At 63.1% G+C, this 19,575-nt stretch carries 24 protein-coding genes; 18 read left to right on the top strand and 6 right to left on the bottom strand.

The window, feature by feature from the left end; translation table 11 throughout:
* Positions 1-70 precede the first annotated feature (70 nt).
* The gene (locus KCG44_RS09260; RefSeq protein ID WP_218445812.1) at positions 71-337 is read left to right on the top strand and encodes a hypothetical protein; all 267 of its coding nucleotides are present in this window, start codon (positions 71-73) and stop codon (positions 335-337) included.
* Between the two features lie 72 nt (positions 338-409).
* On the opposite strand, the gene KCG44_RS09255 is transcribed toward KCG44_RS09260, so the two are convergent.
* The 5 genes from KCG44_RS09255 to KCG44_RS09235 form a co-directional block, all read right to left on the bottom strand.
* The gene (locus tag KCG44_RS09255) at positions 410-1,285 is read right to left on the bottom strand and encodes a DUF1521 domain-containing protein (protein ID WP_218445811.1); all 876 of its coding nucleotides are present in this window, start codon (positions 1,283-1,285) and stop codon (positions 410-412) included.
* A 129-nt stretch (positions 1,286-1,414) separates the two neighbouring features.
* Positions 1,415-2,203, bottom strand: coding sequence for a type III secretion system export apparatus subunit SctT (sctT, locus tag KCG44_RS09250; RefSeq protein WP_218445810.1), 789 nt, complete (start codon positions 2,201-2,203; stop codon positions 1,415-1,417).
* Positions 2,204-2,207: 4 nt separating this feature from the next.
* Positions 2,208-2,477 (bottom strand): type III secretion system export apparatus subunit SctS, encoded by a 270-nt coding sequence (sctS, locus tag KCG44_RS09245; RefSeq protein WP_218445809.1) that lies wholly within the window; start codon positions 2,475-2,477, stop codon positions 2,208-2,210.
* On the bottom strand, positions 2,477-3,142 hold the full coding sequence (gene sctR, locus KCG44_RS09240) for a type III secretion system export apparatus subunit SctR (RefSeq protein ID WP_218445808.1): 666 nt from the start codon (positions 3,140-3,142) through the stop codon (positions 2,477-2,479). The genes sctS and sctR overlap by 1 nt, the downstream gene beginning before the upstream one ends.
* Positions 3,142-3,810, bottom strand: coding sequence for a hypothetical protein (locus tag KCG44_RS09235; RefSeq protein ID WP_218445807.1), 669 nt, complete (start codon positions 3,808-3,810; stop codon positions 3,142-3,144). Before KCG44_RS09235 ends, sctR begins: the two co-directional genes overlap by 1 nt.
* A 296-nt stretch (positions 3,811-4,106) precedes the next feature.
* Between KCG44_RS09235 and KCG44_RS09230 the strand changes: the two genes are divergently transcribed.
* The 3 genes from KCG44_RS09230 to KCG44_RS09220 are packed head-to-tail and all read left to right on the top strand — an operon-like array spanning position 4,107 to position 6,629.
* Entirely contained in the window at positions 4,107-5,441 is a 1,335-nt protein-coding gene (locus tag KCG44_RS09230; RefSeq protein WP_218445806.1) for a Tle-like phospholipase domain-containing protein, read from the top strand.
* Positions 5,442-5,453: 12 nt separating this feature from the next.
* Entirely contained in the window at positions 5,454-6,278 is an 825-nt protein-coding gene (locus tag KCG44_RS09225; RefSeq protein ID WP_218445805.1) for an ankyrin repeat domain-containing protein, read from the top strand.
* A gap of 39 nt (positions 6,279-6,317) precedes the next feature.
* Positions 6,318-6,629 carry a FliO/MopB family protein gene (locus KCG44_RS09220; protein ID WP_218445804.1) on the top strand — a complete coding sequence of 104 codons (312 nt, stop codon included), beginning with the start codon at positions 6,318-6,320 and terminating at the stop codon, positions 6,627-6,629.
* Here KCG44_RS09220 and sctU read toward each other — a convergent pair.
* Positions 6,562-7,707 (bottom strand): type III secretion system export apparatus subunit SctU, encoded by a 1,146-nt coding sequence (sctU, locus tag KCG44_RS09215; protein ID WP_218445803.1) that lies wholly within the window; start codon positions 7,705-7,707, stop codon positions 6,562-6,564. The genes KCG44_RS09220 and sctU overlap by 68 nt on opposite strands.
* Positions 7,708-8,150: 443 nt before the next feature.
* Here sctU and KCG44_RS14555 point away from each other — a divergent pair, with 443 nt between their 5' ends.
* The 14 genes from KCG44_RS14555 to KCG44_RS09145 are packed head-to-tail and all read left to right on the top strand — an operon-like array spanning position 8,151 to position 19,470.
* Positions 8,151-8,594, top strand: a complete 444-nt coding sequence (locus KCG44_RS14555; RefSeq protein WP_218445802.1) for a lytic transglycosylase domain-containing protein — start codon at positions 8,151-8,153, stop codon at positions 8,592-8,594.
* Positions 8,595-8,596: 2 nt separating this feature from the next.
* Complete coding sequence (locus KCG44_RS09205) at positions 8,597-10,600, top strand: flagellar biosynthesis protein FlhA (protein ID WP_218445801.1); 2,004 nt, start codon at positions 8,597-8,599, stop codon at positions 10,598-10,600.
* Positions 10,601-10,640: 40 nt separating this feature from the next.
* Positions 10,641-12,425, top strand: coding sequence for a type III secretion system outer membrane ring subunit SctC (sctC, locus tag KCG44_RS09200; RefSeq protein ID WP_218445800.1), 1,785 nt, complete (start codon positions 10,641-10,643; stop codon positions 12,423-12,425).
* Between the two features lie 3 nt (positions 12,426-12,428).
* Positions 12,429-13,538, top strand: coding sequence for a SctD/MshK family protein (locus KCG44_RS09195; protein WP_218445799.1), 1,110 nt, complete (start codon positions 12,429-12,431; stop codon positions 13,536-13,538).
* A gap of 26 nt (positions 13,539-13,564) precedes the next feature.
* Positions 13,565-13,870: a hypothetical protein gene (locus KCG44_RS09190; RefSeq protein ID WP_218445798.1), complete on the top strand. Its 306-nt coding sequence runs from the start codon at positions 13,565-13,567 to the stop codon at positions 13,868-13,870.
* Between the two features lie 26 nt (positions 13,871-13,896).
* A complete protein-coding gene (locus KCG44_RS09185; protein ID WP_218445797.1) occupies positions 13,897-14,292 on the top strand; it encodes a hypothetical protein in 396 nt (131 codons plus the stop codon).
* Between the two features lie 11 nt (positions 14,293-14,303).
* Positions 14,304-15,026, top strand: a complete 723-nt coding sequence (sctJ, locus tag KCG44_RS09180; RefSeq protein ID WP_218445796.1) for a type III secretion system inner membrane ring lipoprotein SctJ — start codon at positions 14,304-14,306, stop codon at positions 15,024-15,026.
* The gene (locus KCG44_RS09175; protein ID WP_218445795.1) at positions 15,023-15,472 is read left to right on the top strand and encodes a hypothetical protein; all 450 of its coding nucleotides are present in this window, start codon (positions 15,023-15,025) and stop codon (positions 15,470-15,472) included. The genes sctJ and KCG44_RS09175 overlap by 4 nt, the downstream gene beginning before the upstream one ends.
* Complete coding sequence (locus tag KCG44_RS09170; protein WP_218445794.1) at positions 15,469-16,083, top strand: FliH/SctL family protein; 615 nt, start codon at positions 15,469-15,471, stop codon at positions 16,081-16,083. The genes KCG44_RS09175 and KCG44_RS09170 overlap by 4 nt, the downstream gene beginning before the upstream one ends.
* Complete coding sequence (locus KCG44_RS09165) at positions 16,073-17,389, top strand: FliI/YscN family ATPase (RefSeq protein WP_218445793.1); 1,317 nt, start codon at positions 16,073-16,075, stop codon at positions 17,387-17,389. The genes KCG44_RS09170 and KCG44_RS09165 overlap by 11 nt, the downstream gene beginning before the upstream one ends.
* The gene (locus tag KCG44_RS09160; RefSeq protein WP_218445792.1) at positions 17,386-17,862 is read left to right on the top strand and encodes a hypothetical protein; all 477 of its coding nucleotides are present in this window, start codon (positions 17,386-17,388) and stop codon (positions 17,860-17,862) included. Before KCG44_RS09165 ends, KCG44_RS09160 begins: the two co-directional genes overlap by 4 nt.
* Entirely contained in the window at positions 17,859-18,524 is a 666-nt protein-coding gene (locus tag KCG44_RS09155; protein WP_218445791.1) for a hypothetical protein, read from the top strand. Before KCG44_RS09160 ends, KCG44_RS09155 begins: the two co-directional genes overlap by 4 nt.
* Positions 18,521-18,853, top strand: a complete 333-nt coding sequence (locus KCG44_RS09150) for a helix-turn-helix domain-containing protein (protein ID WP_218445789.1) — start codon at positions 18,521-18,523, stop codon at positions 18,851-18,853. Before KCG44_RS09155 ends, KCG44_RS09150 begins: the two co-directional genes overlap by 4 nt.
* Positions 18,854-18,867: 14 nt before the next feature.
* Positions 18,868-19,470 (top strand): GNAT family N-acetyltransferase, encoded by a 603-nt coding sequence (locus tag KCG44_RS09145; RefSeq protein ID WP_218445788.1) that lies wholly within the window; start codon positions 18,868-18,870, stop codon positions 19,468-19,470.
* Positions 19,471-19,575: the final 105 nt, after the last annotated feature.

Below are 19,575 nucleotides of genomic sequence, written 5' to 3'. Positions count from 1 at the left end.
CGGTTTCGCGTCTTCTCAAGCGGGAGGATCCGCCTTGCGTGCCGCCGGGCCATTCCTAGGACTCGCCGTCATGGCCTGTTCCGACGCCCCGATATCGGTCCCCGCGCCTGCGGTCGCGCTCGATCTGGAAAAGCATGTTACGGCAAACCTGGGCAGTTCGTGGACGCTCGTCTGGTCGAAAGAATGGCGGCGCAGGCAGAACTGGACCGGCGTCTGGGAGAATGGGGATCATAAGGTTGGTGCGCTGTTCGTTGACGGTACGGATGAAGAATTCAACCGCCGCGGACGCCGTGGTTTCCCTGAAGAGAAATACGCGCTCATTTATGTTCCACGCTGAGCTGCGCCTTTAATGGAAAGAAGAGCGCCGCCGCCCGGCAGGGCAGCGGCGCTGAACATCTGTGTAGGCCGATCAGGCGTTTACATTGGGAATGAACGGCATCACGGTCTCGCGCATGTCACGCTCGGCGGTTTCGGTGCCAGCCCATGTCATCAGTGCGCCAAGATCGCCCGCAAACAGCCAGCCCATGATTGCCTGGCTCATGTCGCGGCTGAACTCCATCGACTCGCGCAGTTCGCGATTGGCGTGTTTCGTCAGGTCCCAATCAGCTCTTGTCATGCGCTCGCCCGTGAACTCGCTGGTCCAGCCATAATCGCCGTTCCCCAGATCCTGTTCATGCACGTTCATGCCATCATCATGAGCGAAGTCGAGCGCGCGGCCATTCTGGCCCATCGTGATCTCAAGATCGCCTTTCTGATTCTGACTGATTCCGTCGATCACCATGCCTTGATCACCTTTCGTCACGACGACCTGACTGGCAACATAGGCGTTCGGGTTATTGCCCCACGGCTCGGTGTTGATCGTAATCTTCGTGCCGTTTTCCAGCTCGAAAGTGGTGGTGTCGTAAAAGTCGCCCGACCGCTCGCCATTCACATCGACATGCGGGTCGCCCCAGATGCGGGTGACGTTTCCGTCGCCGTCACGAATGATGATTTCGGAGGAATGTTCGTTGAGTTCCATGGTGTAGCCATCGCCAAGATCGACGGAGGCGCGGCCATTTTCGGGCATGGTTGCGGCCCAGGGTTCTACCGCAGCGACGGGCGGCGCCCAACAGCCGCATCCCGGGGGCGGCAGGCAGCCGCCGCCTGGCAGGATGCCGTTCTGCGGCAGGTTGAATGGTGTGAACTGCATGGTACCGAAGCGCGCCATCGCGCCCATCTGCGCCGCGAAATTGATAAGCGCCGATCCCGCCGCCATCGTGTACATCGTATTTGCAATCGTAGTCATGATCCGACCCTCCTCACGGTTCGGGAGCCCCGTGGGACCGACCGCCGGCCCCCTGTCTCTGGCAAGGAGAAAGCCATGAATTTCGTTTCGCGGCCATGCGGGAGTTCCCGTAATTCCGGCGGTCGCGCTTTACTCTCCGGTCATCGATTTCAGAACGGCGCGCGCGATGCCGGGGCGACTCGCGATATCGTCGAGAACGGTCTCTACGAGCGTCCCCAGCATGATGAGGAGGACGAGCGTTGCCAATAGCCCCTTCAGCGCCATGGACAGCGAAAAGACATTCAGTTGCTGTGCGTAGCGATTGACGAGCCCCAGCGCGAAGTCGAGAGCGAGAAGGATCGTCAGGACGGGCGCGGCGACCAAAACCGCGATCGTGAGAAGGCGCTGGAACTCCGACTCGAACAACCGCACCGTCGCCACACGAAAATCGGGCATGATTTCGGTGATGGGCCAGATGGCGTAACTTTCCAGGAGCGTCCCGATCAACAGCATGAACCCGCCCGCTGCCATGAACAGGAAATTGGCAAGGCGGCCCAGAAATTGACCGGTAACGGAGCTCTGATGCCCGGACAGCGGGTCGACGACAGAGGCCATGCCGAGGCCGACCTTGGTATCGATAATCTGCCCTGCAGCCTCGAATGCCCACAGGACGGCGGCGAAGAAGAAGCCGATCGCAACGCCGATCAGGGCTTCCTTGACGAACAGGATCGCCCATTCTGCGGCGCTGGGTGCAAGTGTCGCGAGGCCCGGTGACATGACGGCGGCGACGAGGCCGAGTGCGACGAAAATGCTGTTTCGCACCAGCGGCGGTATCGTGTCCGGCGAGAAGGCCGGAACGATTAGAAACGCGCCTGCCACGCGGACGATGGCCACGGCGAGTATGAGGATGTTGTCCTTATAGTCGGCGAGCGCGTCCAAGTCTTCAGACCGAAGTCATACCGGGAAAGTTGGTAAATATGCGGTCGGCATAGTCGTAGAGTGCGCTTCCCATAACTGCCGCTGTCGCGAAAAGCGTCAGCGCGATCGCGAAGAATTTGAGCGCGAATTGCAGTGTCTGCTCCTGCACCTGCGTCGCCGCCTGAACGAGCGCCACGAGGAGGCCGACTATGGATGCCGCAAGCACCGGCGGCGCGGATAGGAGCAGAACCAGCCAAAGAGCATTGGCGGTGAGGTCGAGCGCTTCGTTTCCCATCAGATATAGCTCAGCACAAGGCCGTGGGTCAGCTTCACCCAGCCGTCGACGAGGACGAACAGCAGAAGCTTGAACGGCAGGGAGATGACCGTCGGCGACAGCATCATCATACCGAGCGCGAGCAGGATATTGGCGATGACCAAGTCGATGACGAGGAAGGGCAGAAAGATCAGAAAACCGATCTGAAACGCCCGCGACAATTCCGCAACGGTGAAGGCCGGGATGACGATAATGAAATCATTAGGCTTTATTTCTCGCGCATCCTGTTCCGGCAGAATTCTCTTGGCGGTACGAAGGAAGAAGGCGCGCTCCCGCGGCGGCGCATGTTTGGTGAGGAAGTCGCGCAGGGGTTCCTTCACGCGGTCGACGGTGCCGAACAGCGACTCCGTCGATCCCATGCTTTCTGCGGGCACCTCGCCGCTCGCTTCATAGGCGCGGCTCATTTCCTGGCCGACGGGATACATTACGTACATGGTAAGGATCAGCGCCAGCCCGTTGATGACGATGTTCGGCGGCACCTGCTGCAGGCCAAGCGCATTTCTAAGCAGGCTGAGAACGACGACGATTTTCGTGAACGACGTCACCATCACCGCCACGAATGGCGCCAGCGCCAGCATGATTACGGTGACGAGCGCAGAGGCCGGTGTAAAGCTGGTCAGGTCCATCAGGCTGCCTCCGCCGATGCGGGTGTGTCGACGGCCTTCCCTACCCGGACGCCGCGGGCACCGCCCACACGAACCAGTTGCGCCTCCAGGACACGTCCGTCCGGCTGATGCAGCGTGCCAGACATATCCTCGGGAATCCGTAGGGCCTCGCCGCGCCGCGCTGCTTCCAGGCTTCGCATCGAATATTCCTGGCGCGGACAGTGAAAGTGCGGGCATGCCGTCTTGTCGGTTTTGCCTGCGGCGTGAGCGATCTTGCCGATGGGATCCGGCGCAGTGACAATCATGCCCGGGTCGCCGCCGAGAATGATGACGTCCCCATTCGCGGCCGTTGCGGCGACGGGGGGAAGAAGGATGTCCAGACTGGCCTCGACGGGTAGATGACGTCCGATCGCCGCGCCGCCGCTTTCTCTCGAGCGAACGCCCGCCAGCGCATCCGCCGAAAGGGCGATCGTCAGGTCGCTGTTCGCGTCACCCTCTGCATCCCTGCCGATGACCTGGAACCACCCCGCATACCCATTTTCGGGTTCGGAGCTGGCAGGGGCGAATTCCATCCCGAGTGCCGCTTCGATCGTTTCCAGCACCGGTTCGGCGCGATGCAGCCGCTCGGTCAGCGCGACCGCGTCATCTGTGTCGTCCAGCGCGCGGCCATCCAGCCTGTTGATCCACAACGCTGCGTGTCCGCCTCTCACAGAAAGAAAAATCGCGGCGCCGCGCGGCCGGCTTGCGGCTTCTTCTTGATGAAGATTGCGCGTATCCAAGACCAGCGCATCGTCGCTGTCTCCGACCCTGGGACCGGTAAGTGCGGCTATGACGGCGGCCGCTGCAGTGTCGATATCGTTCCCCATGCATATGAGACTAGCCGCTTCTTGCGACGCCGAAATTACGGGAAGTCCCGTATAGGGCGGTTCGCCCCGCTGACATATCCTTTCATCGCAGGGTCTTGTTGCGGCTGGAGAATGAAGCGATGGAAATCGAAGGTACCGGAGGATCTCAGGCGGCGGCGCAGGCCAATCTATCCGAGTCGCAAACGGAACTTACCCAGATCGAGCGTGATTTGCAGAAGGCCGCGCTAGCGGACGACGTCTATCATTACACGACAGGCGATACGGCGCCGCCTACCGGCTGGGACCGCGTCAGCGCCTCGCCGGAAATGCTGGCGGAGTATGGTCTGTCGCTCCAGGATCTGAATCCGGGCGAGGCATCGGGCTTCCGCGCGGAGCTCTATGTCCCGAACGGCGATAATATCGATCCGAACGCGCAGCCCGTGCTGGCGTTCAAGGGGACGGAGTCCTCATCCATCGAGGATTGGGCGAATAATTTCGGGCAAGGCGTTGGCGGCACGACGGACTATTACAACCGCGCCATGGCCGTGGCGGAGAAGGTCGATACAGCGACCGGTGGCGACTTTGAAATTACCGGCCATTCGCTGGGCGGCGGACTCGCGTCCGCGGCGGCGGCGGTGACGAACGAACCGGCGGTGATCTTTAATAGTGCCGGTCTGCATCCGGGAACAGCGGCCAATTATCTGGCGCAGCGCGGCGGTACGCCCGGTAACGCAGAAGATCTCGTGCGCGGCTATCAGGTCGAGGGCGAAATCCTGACGAGCGTACAGGAAGCGCTGCCCGGTCTGACGGCTGACAATGCCGAACAGGCCGTCGATGTAATCCAGGCGGGGCTGGGCAATATTCAGCGCGCCGAGGCTGTCGTGAATACGGCGGAGCGAACGCTGGAAAATGTGACCGACGCGCTGGATTCGCTGCCGGGCTGGCTGCGTCCGGACGGTTTGACCGACCGGCTGAACGGATGGGAAGAGAATATCGAAGCTATTCAACCCTTCGTGCAGGAAGCCGCCGCGCTTGACCGGGCCGGAGCCTTTGATGCGGTTTTGGCAGCTGAAGGCGGCGATCTGAGGTCGATTCCGACGGCGGTTGGAGATCAGACACGCTTGGCTCCCGCTGGCGAGCGGGCCGACACGCTCGATCTTGATGCGACGATCGACTATCTGAACGACACCATCGACGCGAATGAGGGCCTGCCGGACCGGCGGGCGGCGCAGGGAGCGGAAATCGACGACGCCATCCCTGACCGCCTGGACGGCGGCGGCGACCCTTTCGAGGCGACCGGGCGCGCGATCGGCCAGCTAGAAGCGACAGCGCGCGTCCTGTCTGCCCTATATGGTGAAGGCAATGCCGTCGGCGCACCCGCGGAACTAGGTGAAATGGCGGCGCGTCATGGTATGGACGTGGTGATCGCGGCCATGGAGGCCGAGGCGGCCCGGCGGGAGGCGAACGCTCGCTGAAAGAGGTAAGCGATGCCAAATCCGGTCGGGATTCCATTGACGATTGCCCTTGCGCTTGCGGGCTGTTCCCCCGAGATTGACGCCGACATGACAACCGAAACATCTCAGGCGGCAGCGGCCGCGCGTTTTTCAGATCGGGATCGTGCCCTTGCCGAAGCTGTCTTTCAGGGAAGTGCGGCGGAAATTGCTGCGCTTGTCGAGGCGGGCGGCAATCCGAGCGCTGTGAACGAAGAGGGCAAGCCGCTGCTGCTGCTACCCGTCGAAGCGGGCGACGTTGAGACATTCCGCGCATTGCTCGCCGCCGGGGCGGACCCGCTGCGCCGTTTGCCGAATGGCCAAATTCCGATGCAATATGCGGTGCAGGCTGCGGGCACGGAGTTTACGGCCGCCATGCTCGATGCCGGTGCCGATCCCGATGCGCGGAACGGCGCTGACGAACCGATGACCTATCATGCCGCCATGTGGAACCAGTGGGAGGATGTGAAGCTGCTGGTGGAGGCGGGCGCGGACCTGGAGGCCTTTGTACATGGTAAATATGGCGACACGCTGCTTGGCTATTATGTGGGCGGACAGTGGGACAAGGCCTATTGGCTGCTCGAAAGAGGCGCGCGGCCCGACTATGAATTGAAGGCTGCGGCGCCGGGTCAAAAACACCGGATAGGGACGAAACCCATCCTGGAGGCGATCTTTTGGCGCGATGTCGATCCCGGCGCATTTCCCGAACTCGCTGAGTGGCAGGCGCGCGCACAGGCTCTGATACTGGAGCGTGGATATGAGCGGCCTCCCGAGCCGGAACGCTTCCGGGAAGACCGCGAGCGGCGAATGCGGGGTGGTTGAAGGCTTGGCGCGCTGCCCGGCGCGTGACAGGTAGCGCGAATGGACTCTCTGCTCGGCTCTCTTTTTGTAACGGTAGTCGCCACGGCGGGCGTCCTTGCATTCGCCTATGTTTTTCTGCGCGTTCTGAAACGTTATCAGATCGGGACGGGCAGCCGGGGTGAGGGCGATAGCGATGCGCTGGAATTTGTGCGCTCGCTGCCGCTGGGAACGCGGGAACGAGTAACGGTGGTGCGTTACCGCGGCGAAACGTTCATGCTGGGCGTTGCAGGCGGCAATGTTACCCTTATCCGCCACTGGGCGGCGGGAGAGACGCCTGATCTTCCGGCGCGCGAGCCTCCTCCGCCAGAATAATGTCCGGTTCCTCCGGCTGTACGCCGCCGCGCACCTGCTGCGCCCACACGATGACCTGAGCGACGGCGTCGAACAGATCTGCCGGGATCAGATCCTCCAGCGTGACCCGGGCGTTCAGCGCGCGGGCGAGGTCGACATTCCGCAGGATGGGGACACCCGCTTCCTCGGCAGCCTCGCGCATTGCCAGCGCCATCATGTCCTCACCCTTGGCGATGACCGACGGAACCGGGGACTCGGCTTCGTCATAAAGCAATGCAACGGCGATATGCGTTGGATTGACAACCAGTGCCGTCGCTTGCCGGACAGCACCGGCGGCATTCTGGCTCGCCCATTCCTGATGAAGTTGGCGTCGCTTCATCTTTATCATCGGATCGCCTTCGATGTCCTTCATCTCCTGTTTGATGTCGCGGCGGCTCATCTTCATTTTCTTGATGAAGCTGGACTTTTGATAAGCCGCATCGGCAGCGGAAACGATGATGAAAATGCCCGCGGTCCAGGCAAGCATCGCAAAGATCAGATCCCAGCTCAACATCAGCGCCGCGCCCGCATCCGCGCGGATCAGACCGATGGTATCGCGCATCATGCCCCAGGTGATGAGGGCACCGATAGCGAGCAGGATAATGGTTTTCAAAATAGCCTTCACGACCTCGACCAAATTGTCCATCGAGAACATGCGCTTGAAACCGTCGATCGGATTCAGGCGCGACAGATCGGGTTTCATCTTCTCGGTCGTGGCGACCGGGCCCACCTGCAGGAATTCCACCAGCGCGCCGATGGCCGCGACCGGAAGGATGATTGCGGCCGAAACGGCAAGCAATGTCCAAAAGGCTTCATCGCCGAGCCGGGCCATGGATGCGACGTCCGGATTGGCCAGATAAACGAAAACCGACTCGAACATGCCTCCGAGTCGCGATCCGGCATAGCCGATGGTTACGGCTGCGACGGCCAGCCAGCCGATCAAACCGAGCGTTGAAGACACTTCTCGTGACTTCGGCACATCGCCTTTCTTTCGCGCATCTCTAAGCCGCTTGTTTGTGGGCTTTTCAGTCTTGTCGCCACCATCCTTGTTATCAGCCATGACAACTCAGCTCATCGGAAGAAAAGAACATTTCGTAAAGCCTGTCTTAAATCCCTAACAAAGTATGACTGTAACGATTTGTGAAGCGAAGGGAATGGGGTCGCGGGGAAAGACTTGATCGCGACATGAAATCGTTACGGATGTGGGAAGATCATTACATCTTCGTCACAATGAGGAGGCGTCGCGTGTTGCGTATCATTGTTACGGTACTTTCACTAATCTGCATTGGTCCATCTGCGGCTCATGCAGCCGATTGCATCGGTGCCGATGGTGAACGTTTCCGCAGCATAGGTGCCGCAGCGCAAAAATTCTCGCTCGCGATTGCGAATTGTCGCGGGTCGGAGGCCCGTATTGTCCCTGCTAGCTATGGCCTGGCGCGCCCGTCCATCTCGGCTGGCGCAGCGATCAGTATTCCTGCGTCACCGAGCATTCCGACACGGGCGGTGACAGACGTTCGCCCGCCGTCCAGCGACTACAGCGCGCTCGTTGAGCGGGTGGCCGGTGAAAAGCTGATCGACCCGCTGCTCGTGGAAGCGATGATTCATGTGGAGTCCCGCGCTCGCCCCGGCGCGATATCGCACAAGGGTGCCCGTGGGCTGATGCAGGTCATGCCCGCCACTGCGCGCGGCCTTGGGTTTGCCGGGGATGACAGCGAGCTGCACGATCCGTTCACCAGCGTCGAACTCGGGACAGCTTACCTAAGAGTGCTCCACAAGCGGTTTGGAAATGACCTGCCGCTGGTCGTCGCCGCCTATAATGCGGGCGAAGGTGCGGTGGAAAAATACGGACGTCAGATCCCGCCTTACCGCGAGACCCAAGGCTATGTCCGCGACGTCCTTGCCCGTTACGAAGCGCTGCGTGCGGCCGCCGCCCAAGGGGCGCGCTGACCATGGGAATGGCGAACTTCTTTCGCGCCGAGTCCGCAGGTGAGACGGAAAGCGGCTGGGCGCGCTACAGTGATCTGTTCTTGGTTGGCTGCATCATCATGTCGGTGGGACTGATCATTCTTCCGCTGCCGCCGGTCTTTATCGATGTCATGGTCGCGATCAGCATACTGACCGGGCTGCTGATGCTCTTGATGGCGATTTATATTTCCGGGCCGCTCGATTTCTCGGTGTTTCCAAGCCTGCTGCCCATCACCACGGTGTTCCGGGTGACGCTGTCGATCGCGACAACGAAGATGATCCTGCAGGAGGGAGATGCCGGGCAGATCATCGACACCTTCGGCAGCTACGTCGCCGGCGGCAGTCTGGTCGTCGGCCTGGTCGTTTTCCTGATCATCACGGTCGTTCAGTTTATCGTTATCGCCAAGGGCGGCGAACGTGTCGCGGAGGTGGCGGCGCGTTTCAGTCTTGATGCCATGCCCGGCAAACAGCTTTCCATTGATTCGGACCTTCGTGCGAACTTGATTTCGAAAGACGAGGCCAAGCAGAAACGGCGCAATCTGGAGCTGGAATCAAAGCTTCACGGCAGTCTGGACGGCGCGATGAAGTTCGTGAAGGGCGATGCGATTGCCGGCCTCGTCATCACTCTGGTGAACCTGATCGGCGGGCTTGCCATCGGTGTGATGGTGAAGGGCATGGATTTCGGCGCAGCCATGCAAAAATACTCCGTTCTGACGATCGGCGACGGACTGGTCGCGTCGATCCCCGCGCTATTCTGTTCCATCGCCGCTGCCCTGATCGTGACGCGTGCAACCGATGAGGAAAAGGACAAGCATCTGGGCGAGGCGGTACGGAAGCAGATCGCCGCCAAGCCGCGTGTGCTGCTGGTTGCGGGCGGGATCTGCCTGCTACTCGCTGTTATTCCCGGCTTTCCGATGGCGGTATTCGCCGTGATGGCAATCGGGCTCGGTCTGATCGGAGTTTTCCTGACGCCAGAGCTGCGCGCGCATCTCGACCGCCTTCTAAAGCCCGCAGGCACGGCGCTGAACCGGCCGGAAAAGGCGCTGCCGGACATCGTTAGCGTTCCCGCGCCGGAGATCCGCGCGGTCGTGCCGCTGCTTTTGGAGGTTAGACCGGACTATCTCGGCAATACGCAGCGGCTGGCATTGTCGGCAGGGGCCGAAACCTTGATGAGCGACATGCAACTGGACCTCGGCATCGTCCTGCCCGGCATCAGCCTGCATGTCACCGATACGGGCGGAGAGGACTGGCGGCTGCTTGCCTTCGAGGCACCGCTCGGATCGGGCGGCGATGGCACCGGGCAGGGCGATCCGGAAGCGCTGATCGAAAAGGTTCGCGCCCTTATCCGCCGCAATCTGCCGCTATTCGTCGGCATCCAGGAAGCGAGCGAGATTATCACCCGTGCGAACGCGCGTTATCCCGATATCGTAAAAGAGCTGCTGCGCGCCGCGCCGCTTTCAAAAATCGCCGAGGTGCTTCGCCGTCTGCTTGCCGAGGAGGTGCCCGTGCGCGATCTGCGCGCACTGCTCGAGGGGCTCGCGGAACATGCGCAGCGGGAAAACGACCCGGCCGCCCTTGCTGAGCATGGCCGCCGTGCCCTCGCGCGTCATATCCGCAACCGTTACGCGCCGGACGGAAGACTGGCGGCGCTGACCATCGATCAGGGCCTTGAAAATCGGCTGCGGGAACTCGTGCGGCAGGCGCAGTCCGGAGAGGCCGTGGGTCTTCGCCCGGAAGAAGCGCAGGCCCTCCTCAATGCGATCGTCGCGCCGGTGCGCCGGGATAAAGTGAACGCCATCGTCGTCGCGCCAGATCTCCGCGCCGCGGTGCGGCAACTGATTGCGCCGGACCTGTTCGACGTTGCCGTCTTGTCGCCTGCCGAATTGGTGCCCGCCGTCAGCATCGATGTGCGCGGTAATATTGGTCTGCCTGCGCCGCAGGCCGAGAACGATGCTGCGCGCGCGCTGCCGGCGGCGGTGGCGGCATGATCCAGTCATCAAATTTATTCGGCATGACAGGGGCCAGTTCATGAAGATCATTCTCGCAGCTACACTGGCCTTGGCGATGTCCGCCTCGGTGCTGGCCGCGCCGCTGCCCGGCGGCGACCGGCGCGTCGAGCTGTCCGCGCGGGAACAACCCGTAGGTGCGTTTCTCGCCGGACTATTCAGCCGTATCGGCGTCCCGGCGGCTGTGAGCCCCGGTGTCAGCGGCGCGGTGAACGGACGTTTCGAAGGCTCGGCGAGCGAGGTCGCATCCAGGATAGCCTCAGCCTATAATCTCGCCATATATTATGACGGGGCCGTCGCGCATGTATATCCGTCCAGTGCCATCGGAACGCGGACATTTCCCGGAGCAGGTGCGCGTGACATCCGTGCGGCAGCCGCCGACCTCGGTCTGACCGACAATCTCAACCGCTTGCGTCAGACTCGCGGTGGACTTCTCGTCGCAAGCGGCGTGCCGCGCTTCCTCGATCAGGTTGCGGAGATCGCATCCGCTGTTGGCGTTCCGAAGAGCGCGACCGGTTCTTTCGTTTCCCGCGGCGTGAAGCCCGTGCCGCTCGCCTTCCGTGTGTTCCCGCTCCGCTATGGCTGGGCGCAGGATGTCACAATGCGTGTGGGCGATCGCGAGACGGTCGTTCCCGGTATCGCCAGTATTCTGCGATCGATGGTGACCCCGTCGGGTGGCGGCGCGCTGATCGGCGGTCAGGGCGATTATCGGGAGCGCTATCTGCCACCGACGGTGCCCAGCATGCGCGGCTACGATACCCGGCCCAGCCCGAACAGCGACGAGCGTCTCGGCTATCCGCCGGTCGGCAACGGCTTCTCGCCGGCAGCCTATAGGCCTGCCGCCTTTCAGCAGCAGGCCTATGTGCAAACCGCGACGCCCGAAGAGAACGCCGTCCGCATTCAGGCCGACAAGCGTCTGAATGCCGTGATCGTACGCGACACGCCGGACCGGCTGCAGATCTACGAGGAATTGATCGCCGCACTCGACCAGGAACCGCAGATGGTCGAGATAGAGGCAACCATCATCGATATCGACGTCGACCGCGCGCGCGCGCTGGGCATCAACTGGCGGCTGTCGGATGGCGATGACGTCAGCGTCGGCTTCGGCAATGGCACGAGAAGTGACCGGCGCCTGCTGCCGGGCACGGATGTAGACGATATCACGCCCTTCTCACGGGGACTCTCGATATCGTCGATCATCGGCAGTGATTTGCAGCTCTTCTCCCGCATCAACGCGCTGGCGGAACGGGGCGCGGCGAAGATTGTGACACGGCCGCAGGTACTGACGCTGTCGAACAACGAAGCCATTTTCGACCAGACGGAGACTTTTTACGTCCAGGTCGCAGGCGAGGACGAGGTGGATTTGTTCAACATTTCCGCCGGTACCGCACTCCGTGTAACGCCGCATGTTTTCGCCGATAACGACGCGGTGCGGATTCGCCTGCTCGTGACTATCGAAGACGGCGCGATCCAGTTTAATCGCAATGTCGACGACCTGCCGACGGTACGCAAATCCGCCGTCAATACACAGGCGCTGATCCTGGAGGGCGAGAGCCTTCTGCTCGGTGGTTTGACGCAGCAGATCGAGACCACGCGAACGGTGAAGGTGCCCTTGCTCGGCGACATTCCAATCTTGGAATATTTGTTCAAAACGAACAGCGTGTCCACACGCCGGGTCGAGCGGTTGTTCCTGATTTCACCGCGGATCGCGGATACACGTATGGCATCCTTGCCACCGTCGCTGGACCAGAGCGTCGAAGAGCTTCGCAATGGCATGCCGCTGCCGAAACCACCCGAGGGAGAGTAAGCGATGAGCATGCAGCTTCGCGTGACCGCCGGACCGTTTGAGGGAGCCATTCGCGACCTGCCCAGAACCGGCCCGGCCTTTGCCGGATACGGTGTCCGAAACGATATCGTTCTGCGTGAACCGAGCGCCAGAGACATCCGGTTTTCACTTGAGCGTCAGACCGACGGGATCCGGCTGAACCTTATATCCGGAACCATCATACTGCACGGTACCGAGATCGAAGCTCCGCGTGACATGTTGTTGCCAGAACTCACGCCGCTCGGTGTAGGTGCGAATATCCTAGCAATAGGCGAGGCGGACGATCCGCGCTGGGCAGGATGCGAGCGACTTTCCGACGCGCTGGCTCGACGCGGCGATAGCCAGACCACAATAGACGATCCCTGGGCCGGTGTTCACGGCTGGCTCCGCGCGGGATATCGGGATTTCGCCAAGCGTTCGGCCCTGACCTTCATCGGAGCCGGGCTTTTCCTAGGCGGAACGGCGGTGGCGACGGCGAGCGGCGATCTCGACTTTGGGACGTTTGGCCGCGATAACTCGATACCGCGTCTCGAAATAGCTTTGGAGGACAATGGTTTCTCCGGCTTGACCGTTCGTGAAAATGTAGAGGGCGAGATTGTCGTCTCCGGCTTCGTCGCCGCCGACGCGCAACTGAGCCGTGTTGCCAGCATCATCGAGTCCGCGAATGTCGCCGCCATGACCGACATCCAGACCGGCGAGCGACTGGCGCGCCGGGTGGCCGACGCCATGCGTATCAACGGTGTAATGGCCGAAACGGCGTATCGTGGAAGCGGCGTCGTCGAGGCGAAGGAGTTCGAGGCGCGCCGCGGCACGCTGAACGACATCCGGCAAGCCGTCATCAAGGATGTGCCAGCGCTGGAGAAGTTGATCCTGACCCCCGCAAGGCTGATTGACGCCCCGGCCGCTGTCATGCCGCACGATCCCGGCAAGCGCGTCGCCACGGTCGTGGGCGGTGAGGACGGCTATGTCGTGACCGAAGACGGCAGCCGCTATTTTGCAGGCGCCGTGTTGCCGACCGGCGATCAACTCGTCCGCATCGACACCGATGCCATGCTGATCGAGCGCGGCGGCGTTCGCCAAACCGTGCAGTTCTGATTCTGATCAACCCGAGGAGAGAGACTATGACCGTCGATACGAATTACCTCCTGAATAACCTGGCTGCCGCGCCGTCGGCAGGTCGCCGGGAAACCAATGCGGATCCCGCATCCTGGTACGAAGCGCTGGCACATGCCTGGGGCAACGCGCTCGACAATCAGGCAACGCGCATCGAAGTCCGCGCGGAAGAGCTGCAGCAGGGCGCGGACTCACCCTCGCAGATCACAATGCTGACGGCGGAATCGCTGCGAATGAGCTTCATGGCGCAGTCCAGCTCGACCTCCACCAATTCGGTCGGCGAGTCGCTGCAGACGATGGCTCGCAAGAACTGATTTCGCACGAGGAAGGGAGACGCGCGATGGCTGTAGAAATCGGTGCCGCAGCGCTCACGCTTACGGAGATGGCGGGCCCTGCCGCGGCGGGTACGCCATCGGCGATGCCAACCGCAGCATCGCTAACCGACATCGGCAATTTCGGTGCGGCGCTGGAACGCGCGTCGCAGGCGGGCGGGAAGGACATGGTCTCGCCCGCGATGGAATCGGTGATGGAAACCATGAGCAAGGTCGACGGGGAAGCCCGCGATCTTGCCGTCGAGGCGAACCGGCTGGCCGCGTCCGGAAAGGAGCTGACCCCGTCGGAGATGATCGACCTGACGGTGCGTTCGCACCAGTTCATGTTCCACTGCCAGCTGACCTCGAACATCGCGAACCGCACGTCTGACGGGCTGTCGCAGCTGTTCCGGCAGCAGGCCTAGGAGAACGCATCATGACAAGGGCCCTCATCCCGGCGCTGCTATTCTTTCTGGCTGCGTGCAGCGCCGCGCCGCTTTATACCGACATCGGCGAGGAACAGGCGAACGAGATGCTCGTCATTCTCGACGATGCCGGTATCGGCGCGTCGAAATCGGCGGATGGAGAGGGCCGCTTTGCGCTCACCGTGGATCGCGGCGATTTTGCCGATGCGATCGCGGCGCTAAACTCGCAAGGCTATCCGCGCGAGGATTACGCAAATCTTGGCGAGATTTTCAAAAAGGAAGGTTTCGTCGATTCCGAAATCTCCCAGCGTGCGCGGTTGATGTACGGCCTCAGTCAGGAATTGTCGCGGACACTGACGGCGCTGGACGGTGTCGTCGTGGCGCGTGTCCATCTTGCAATACCGCAGCACGACCCGCTCGCGGACACGCCGAAACCATCATCGGCCTCGGTCCTGGTCAAGCACAGGGCGGGCGTCGACATGTCCGGCCATATAGGCGAGATCAAGGCACTGGTCGTTAACGGCGTCGAGGGCCTCAGCGCCGACAATGTCACCGTCGCCATGTTCCCGGCGGAACCGTTCACCCGGCCGAGGCGCGGCAACAACGAAACCCTGGCGGCGAGCATGGGCGTGATTGCGCTGCTGCTGGGTGCGGTCGGCCTGGCGGGCGCGGTTCCGCAGATCCGCAAACGCTTCTTCGGTACGCGCGGTGAAGATGCGGAGGGCGATGCGTGAAACGCAGCGAGCTTTTTTCCCGCGCACGTGCGCTTGCCGAATGGGAAACCGGTGGACGTCCGCATCGGTTGCTGCGTCCACGGTCGCGCGCGACCTGGGCCGATCTGGCGACCTTGCCGCATTGGACGGAGCGCCTGCCCGGCGAAGCGAACCGCATCGCGGCCGACGCCGTCGATGCCGTCACCGCACACCGGGCGGCGGGCCGCCTGGACGGCGAGACGCTGGCCGCGCTCGAGGACAAACGCGGCGAGGCCGAACTGGACCGGCTGCTCGCCGTGGACACGCCCGGAGCGTTGCCGGAAACGGGTTCAGGCATAGTGGAGGCGGCGCTTTACGCCTCAACGTTCAGATCGGCGGCACGGGCGCTGATCGGGGCGCTGGAACGCACCGATGTCGATATGGCGAATGTGGAAATGCCGGGCGCTGACATGGCGAACGGCGCATGACGATGTATCTGATCGCAGCCAGCGCGCGGACGTCCGTGATCAGCGACAGCGCGATCCTGCGCGCCGTCGATATTCCTGCTGCCGAAAGCTGCACGGCGCTAATAAAGCGTATTGAGGACCGCGAAGCCGAGCGCGACGCCGAACTTGACGAGGCGAAGGCGAGCGCCGCCGCAGCCGCTGAAGCCAGTGCAGAGGAGCGCGTCCGCGCCCGCCACGCCGAGGCCTTTGCCCGGCTGGAGGCCCGCGCGGCAACGCTGGACCGGGAAGCGCGGGAGCGCGCGGAAACGCTTGCCCTCGCCATCCTTCAGCGGATTGCACCGTCGCTCGATGCGGACAGGCTCGTGGCCGCGCTCGCCGCCAATGCGGTGGCTGAGATTTCGGATACGGTCACACTGGAGGTGCATGTCCATCCCTCCGTCGCCGAGACCGTTCAAAAGCGACTTGCCGGACGCGAGAATCTTACGATCCATGCGGATGCATCCATCTCGGAACGCGCCTGTCTCGTCGTCGGTCCGCATGGGCGCGTCGATGCGAGCCTTGAGATGCAGCTTTCCGCGCTCGAAGGCGCTTTTACCGCGCGCCGCGCAGAGGGGGCGCTGAATGCCGCCTGACGCCCTTCCGGACATCGTCACCGCCCTGCCGCGCATCGATACGCTCGGCCGCATCGGCAAGATCGAACGCGCCGTCGGCACGACAATCAGGGTCAGCGGGCTCGGCGCGCATATCGGCGAGACGTGCGACGCCGTCGATCCGGTCACGGGTCACCGCGTGCCTGCCGAGGTCGTCGGCCTGGACGGCGATGCCGCCATCCTGACGCCGCTGGAACCTTTGACCGGCCTTGGCGGCGAATTCGATGTGTTCCGCCGGAAAGGCAGCGGCGGCGTGCCATTTGGCGACGCGCTGCTCGGGCGGGTTGTCGACGCGCAGGGACAGCCGCTCGATGGAAAAGGCGACTTGCCCGCGAACCTGCCGCGCCGCGCGATCGACGGCCCTGCTCCCGATCCGCTCACCAGGCTACCGGTCGATGCGCCGTTCGAAACCGGCGTGCGGGCCATCGACGGGATCGTCCCGGTCGGACGCGGACAGCGTCTCGGCGTTTTCGCGATGGCAGGCGTCGGTAAATCGAGTCTTCTCGGTATGCTTGCGCGCGGCGGCAGGGCCGACGTCAACGTCGTCGCCCTGATTGGCGAGCGCGGTCGCGAGGTGCGCGAGTTCCTGGACGATGCGCTTGGCGATGAGGGACTGGCACGCTCGGTAGTCATCGTCGCGACTTCGGACCGGCCGGCGATGGAACGCGCCCGTGCGGCGCGGACGGCGACGGCGATTGCCGAAGGATTTCGCGCGGAGGGCCGCAATGTTTGCCTCATGATGGATTCCGTGACCCGCTACGCGCGCGCGCTTCGCGAAATTGGCCTTAGCATCGGCGAACCCGCCGTCCGCCGCGGCTATCCACCGTCGGTATTCGCCGACCTGCCGCGGTTGTTCGAGCGCGCCGGTAACGATGCGCGCGGCTCCATGACCGCATTCTATACCGTGCTGGTGGAGGACGAGGAGGGCGACGATCCGGTCGGGGAGGAAGTCCGCTCCATCCTCGATGGGCATATCGTCCTGTCACGCGAACTTGCCGCGCGCGCGCATTATCCCGCCATCGACCTTCTCGGCTCCGTCAGCCGCGTCGCACCGCGACTGATGAGCAGCGAAACAGCGGCAGCGGCGGGCGATGTTCGTGCGATGCTCTCGAAATATGGCGAGATCGAATTTCTATTGCAGGTCGGCGAGTATGAGTCCGGCAGCGACCCGCTCGCCGACAAGGCCATCGAGCGCCGCGCACGGATCGAGGCGTTCCTGAGACAGGATATGGGCGATCAAATCGCACGCGACGATACGCTTGCGGCTCTGAAGGGGCTGGCGGAATGAGCTCGTCGATCGTCGAAACCGGCCAGCTCGTCCAGCTGCATGAGCTGAAGCTGCGGCGTGTCGAGAAGACACTCGCCGCTGCCAGCAAGGCGCTCACCGAAGCGGTTGTCGAAGTCGAGGCTAGACGCCGCGACGCAGAGGCCGTTCGCAGCGACATGGCGGCGCTTTCCGACTGGCTGTCGGCCGCGCCGGAAAACGAAAAGGCGCGGTTCCGCGATATCACGGCAGCGCGTGAAGCGCTGCTCGCGCGGCGATGCGGCGCGGCGACAGAGGCACTAAAGACAGCGGTCGCTGCGCGGGTGGAGGCGGACAACGCGGTCGCCGCGGCCCGGCGCGACTGGCGCATTGCCCGCGCAAAGAACGAAGCTATCGCTGCCCTCCACCGACGCGCACGTGCGGACGAAAGCCTCGCATCTGCCCTGCGGCAGGACCGCCGCGCGGAAGACGAGCGGGCACGCGGGATTGTTGCGTGACCGCTGCGCCGCCCCCTTCGCCCGAAGCCGAGCCTGCGCCGCGCGCCGCGCCGCAGCGCCCTTCGCCTTCGCCGGACGCGGTGTTTCGTTTTTCCGAAGCGCTGGGTTCGGCGCGGCGGCAGGTTCCCGCTGATCCAAAGACTGACGCCGCGACGCGCGCCGATCAGCAGTCCAAGCCGGAGGCGCCAACAAATGGCGATGACCGGATCGAGGCCTTGGACGGTCAGGGCGCGCGGCAGGAGGGGGAGACGGGCGGTCAGCAGCAAGGCCTGCTGCAAAATACGCTTGCCACGCTGACCGACAATAGCGGCCTGCTGTCTTCGACCGCACTGCCCGGCGGCCGTGCTGGAAGCGCGGACATGGGCGCGATGATCGACAAGCTGTTCGTCGGCGAGGCAATGGGCGCCGACGGACCCGACCAGCTCGTTCTGCGCTTCAACCAGGCGATTGCCCCGGTTGCGGGCGTGCGCCTCGCGCGGACCGATGAGGGCACGATGCAGCTCGTCATCGCCGCTCATGCTGGCGACCGAGTGCGCCTGCAGGCCGACGCGCAAAGGCTGCGCGAGCGATTGATCGCGCGGGGCCACCGCGTCGACGCCATCGAATTCGAAACGGATCCGGACCCCGCCGCTCAGCTTGGCGTTGGGGCGCGCCCCGCATGATGGCCGCCGTGATGCCGATCTCCTCCGCGCAGCCCGGTGACGAAACACCGCCGGGTGCCGCGGGGGTTACGTTCGAGCAAATTATCGAAGCTGCGCCGGCATTGATGTCCGCCGACCGCGCCGCCGCGCTCGATACGCTGACGAAGACCGAAAAAGCGGTGCTCCGCGTTCTCGGCGAAGGTCTCGCCGACAAGCAGATCGCCGATCGCCTGTTTATTTCCGACCGTACGCTGGAAACGCATCTCCGGAATCTGCGCGGCAAACTCGGTCTTGCGCATCGCAGCCAGATGATCGCGATGGCGGGCGTGCTCAGCATTGTCAGGTGGTAGCGGCGACGTTTGCGATGACGACGGAAGGGTTCCGCCTCAAAACCGCGCGCCTCATTCTCCGCGCGTTCGTTCCGGGGGACCGCCGGGATATCCTGGCGCTGCACAACGATCCGCGCGTGACCGCTATGCTGATCGACAGCGTGCCCGACCGGCCTGAGATCGCACATATCTACCAGGTCTGGGCCGAGGGTCTTTATGCGCGCGGAGAGCCCGGCCCGCTTCATGCCAGCCTTGCGGACTGCGGCGAATTCGTCGGGTCCTTTTCGCTCGTCCGCGACGAAGACAGCGGCCTCCTCGAACTCGGCGGTCGCCTGTTTCCCAAATATTGGGGCAGTGGCCTCGCCTTCGAGGGGGGACGCGCGCTGGTCGACGAAGCGTTTGGCGCGCGCGGAGAGTCCGCGCTGGTTAGCCTCGGCCACCCGGACAACCGTGCGATCGACTTCGTGCTCGCGCGTCTCGGCTTCGTTCCGCGGCGCTTTCGCGATGCTTTCGGAAAGCGCGCCATCGAATGGTATCATGATGCCGAGTCCTGGTCGTTACGGGAGCGCCAGCCGCTCACGCGCCGCGAGGCTGCGAGAATCGCGGTGAACCGCCGGAAAATGCGGGATGACCCGTAGGAGTTCAGCCGAAATTCAGGGGAATCCCGCATATATTAGCAGGACGAAGTGGAGGACTATTCAGATGTTCGCGGGGACAGCGGGTCACCGAAAACCCCGAACGAC

The sequence above is a fragment of the Pacificimonas pallii genome, from assembly GCF_019204005.1.
GTDB classification, from domain to species: domain Bacteria; phylum Pseudomonadota; class Alphaproteobacteria; order Sphingomonadales; family Sphingomonadaceae; genus Pacificimonas; species Pacificimonas pallii.
The sequence above is the reverse complement of the archived record's forward strand: the minus strand, read 5'-3'. Positions and strand labels throughout refer to the sequence as shown.

Excerpts from the sequence above, each read along its gene's own strand:
- sctS (WP_218445809.1), bottom strand. The coding sequence starts at position 2,477 with ATGGGAAACGAAGCGCTCGACCTCACCGCCAATGCTCTTTGGCTGGTT.
- KCG44_RS09185 (WP_218445797.1), top strand. The coding sequence starts at position 13,897 with ATGGCTGTAGAAATCGGTGCCGCAGCGCTCACGCTTACGGAGATGGCG.
- KCG44_RS09255 (WP_218445811.1), bottom strand. The coding sequence starts at position 1,285 with ATGACTACGATTGCAAATACGATGTACACGATGGCGGCGGGATCGGCG.
- KCG44_RS09160 (WP_218445792.1), top strand. The coding sequence starts at position 17,386 with ATGAGCTCGTCGATCGTCGAAACCGGCCAGCTCGTCCAGCTGCATGAG.
- KCG44_RS09260 (WP_218445812.1), top strand. The coding sequence starts at position 71 with ATGGCCTGTTCCGACGCCCCGATATCGGTCCCCGCGCCTGCGGTCGCG.
- KCG44_RS09220 (WP_218445804.1), top strand. The coding sequence starts at position 6,318 with ATGGACTCTCTGCTCGGCTCTCTTTTTGTAACGGTAGTCGCCACGGCG.
- sctR (WP_218445808.1), bottom strand. The coding sequence starts at position 3,142 with ATGGACCTGACCAGCTTTACACCGGCCTCTGCGCTCGTCACCGTAATC.
- sctJ (WP_218445796.1), top strand. The coding sequence starts at position 14,304 with ATGACAAGGGCCCTCATCCCGGCGCTGCTATTCTTTCTGGCTGCGTGC.
- KCG44_RS09205 (WP_218445801.1), top strand. The coding sequence starts at position 8,597 with ATGGGAATGGCGAACTTCTTTCGCGCCGAGTCCGCAGGTGAGACGGAA.
- KCG44_RS09195 (WP_218445799.1), top strand. The coding sequence starts at position 12,429 with ATGAGCATGCAGCTTCGCGTGACCGCCGGACCGTTTGAGGGAGCCATT.
- KCG44_RS09145 (WP_218445788.1), top strand. The coding sequence starts at position 18,868 with ATGACGACGGAAGGGTTCCGCCTCAAAACCGCGCGCCTCATTCTCCGC.
- KCG44_RS09225 (WP_218445805.1), top strand. The coding sequence starts at position 5,454 with ATGCCAAATCCGGTCGGGATTCCATTGACGATTGCCCTTGCGCTTGCG.
- KCG44_RS09190 (WP_218445798.1), top strand. The coding sequence starts at position 13,565 with ATGACCGTCGATACGAATTACCTCCTGAATAACCTGGCTGCCGCGCCG.
- KCG44_RS09165 (WP_218445793.1), top strand. The coding sequence starts at position 16,073 with ATGCCGCCTGACGCCCTTCCGGACATCGTCACCGCCCTGCCGCGCATC.
- KCG44_RS09170 (WP_218445794.1), top strand. The coding sequence starts at position 15,469 with ATGACGATGTATCTGATCGCAGCCAGCGCGCGGACGTCCGTGATCAGC.
- sctU (WP_218445803.1), bottom strand. The coding sequence starts at position 7,707 with ATGGCTGATAACAAGGATGGTGGCGACAAGACTGAAAAGCCCACAAAC.
- KCG44_RS09150 (WP_218445789.1), top strand. The coding sequence starts at position 18,521 with ATGATGGCCGCCGTGATGCCGATCTCCTCCGCGCAGCCCGGTGACGAA.
- sctC (WP_218445800.1), top strand. The coding sequence starts at position 10,641 with ATGAAGATCATTCTCGCAGCTACACTGGCCTTGGCGATGTCCGCCTCG.
- KCG44_RS09230 (WP_218445806.1), top strand. The coding sequence starts at position 4,107 with ATGGAAATCGAAGGTACCGGAGGATCTCAGGCGGCGGCGCAGGCCAAT.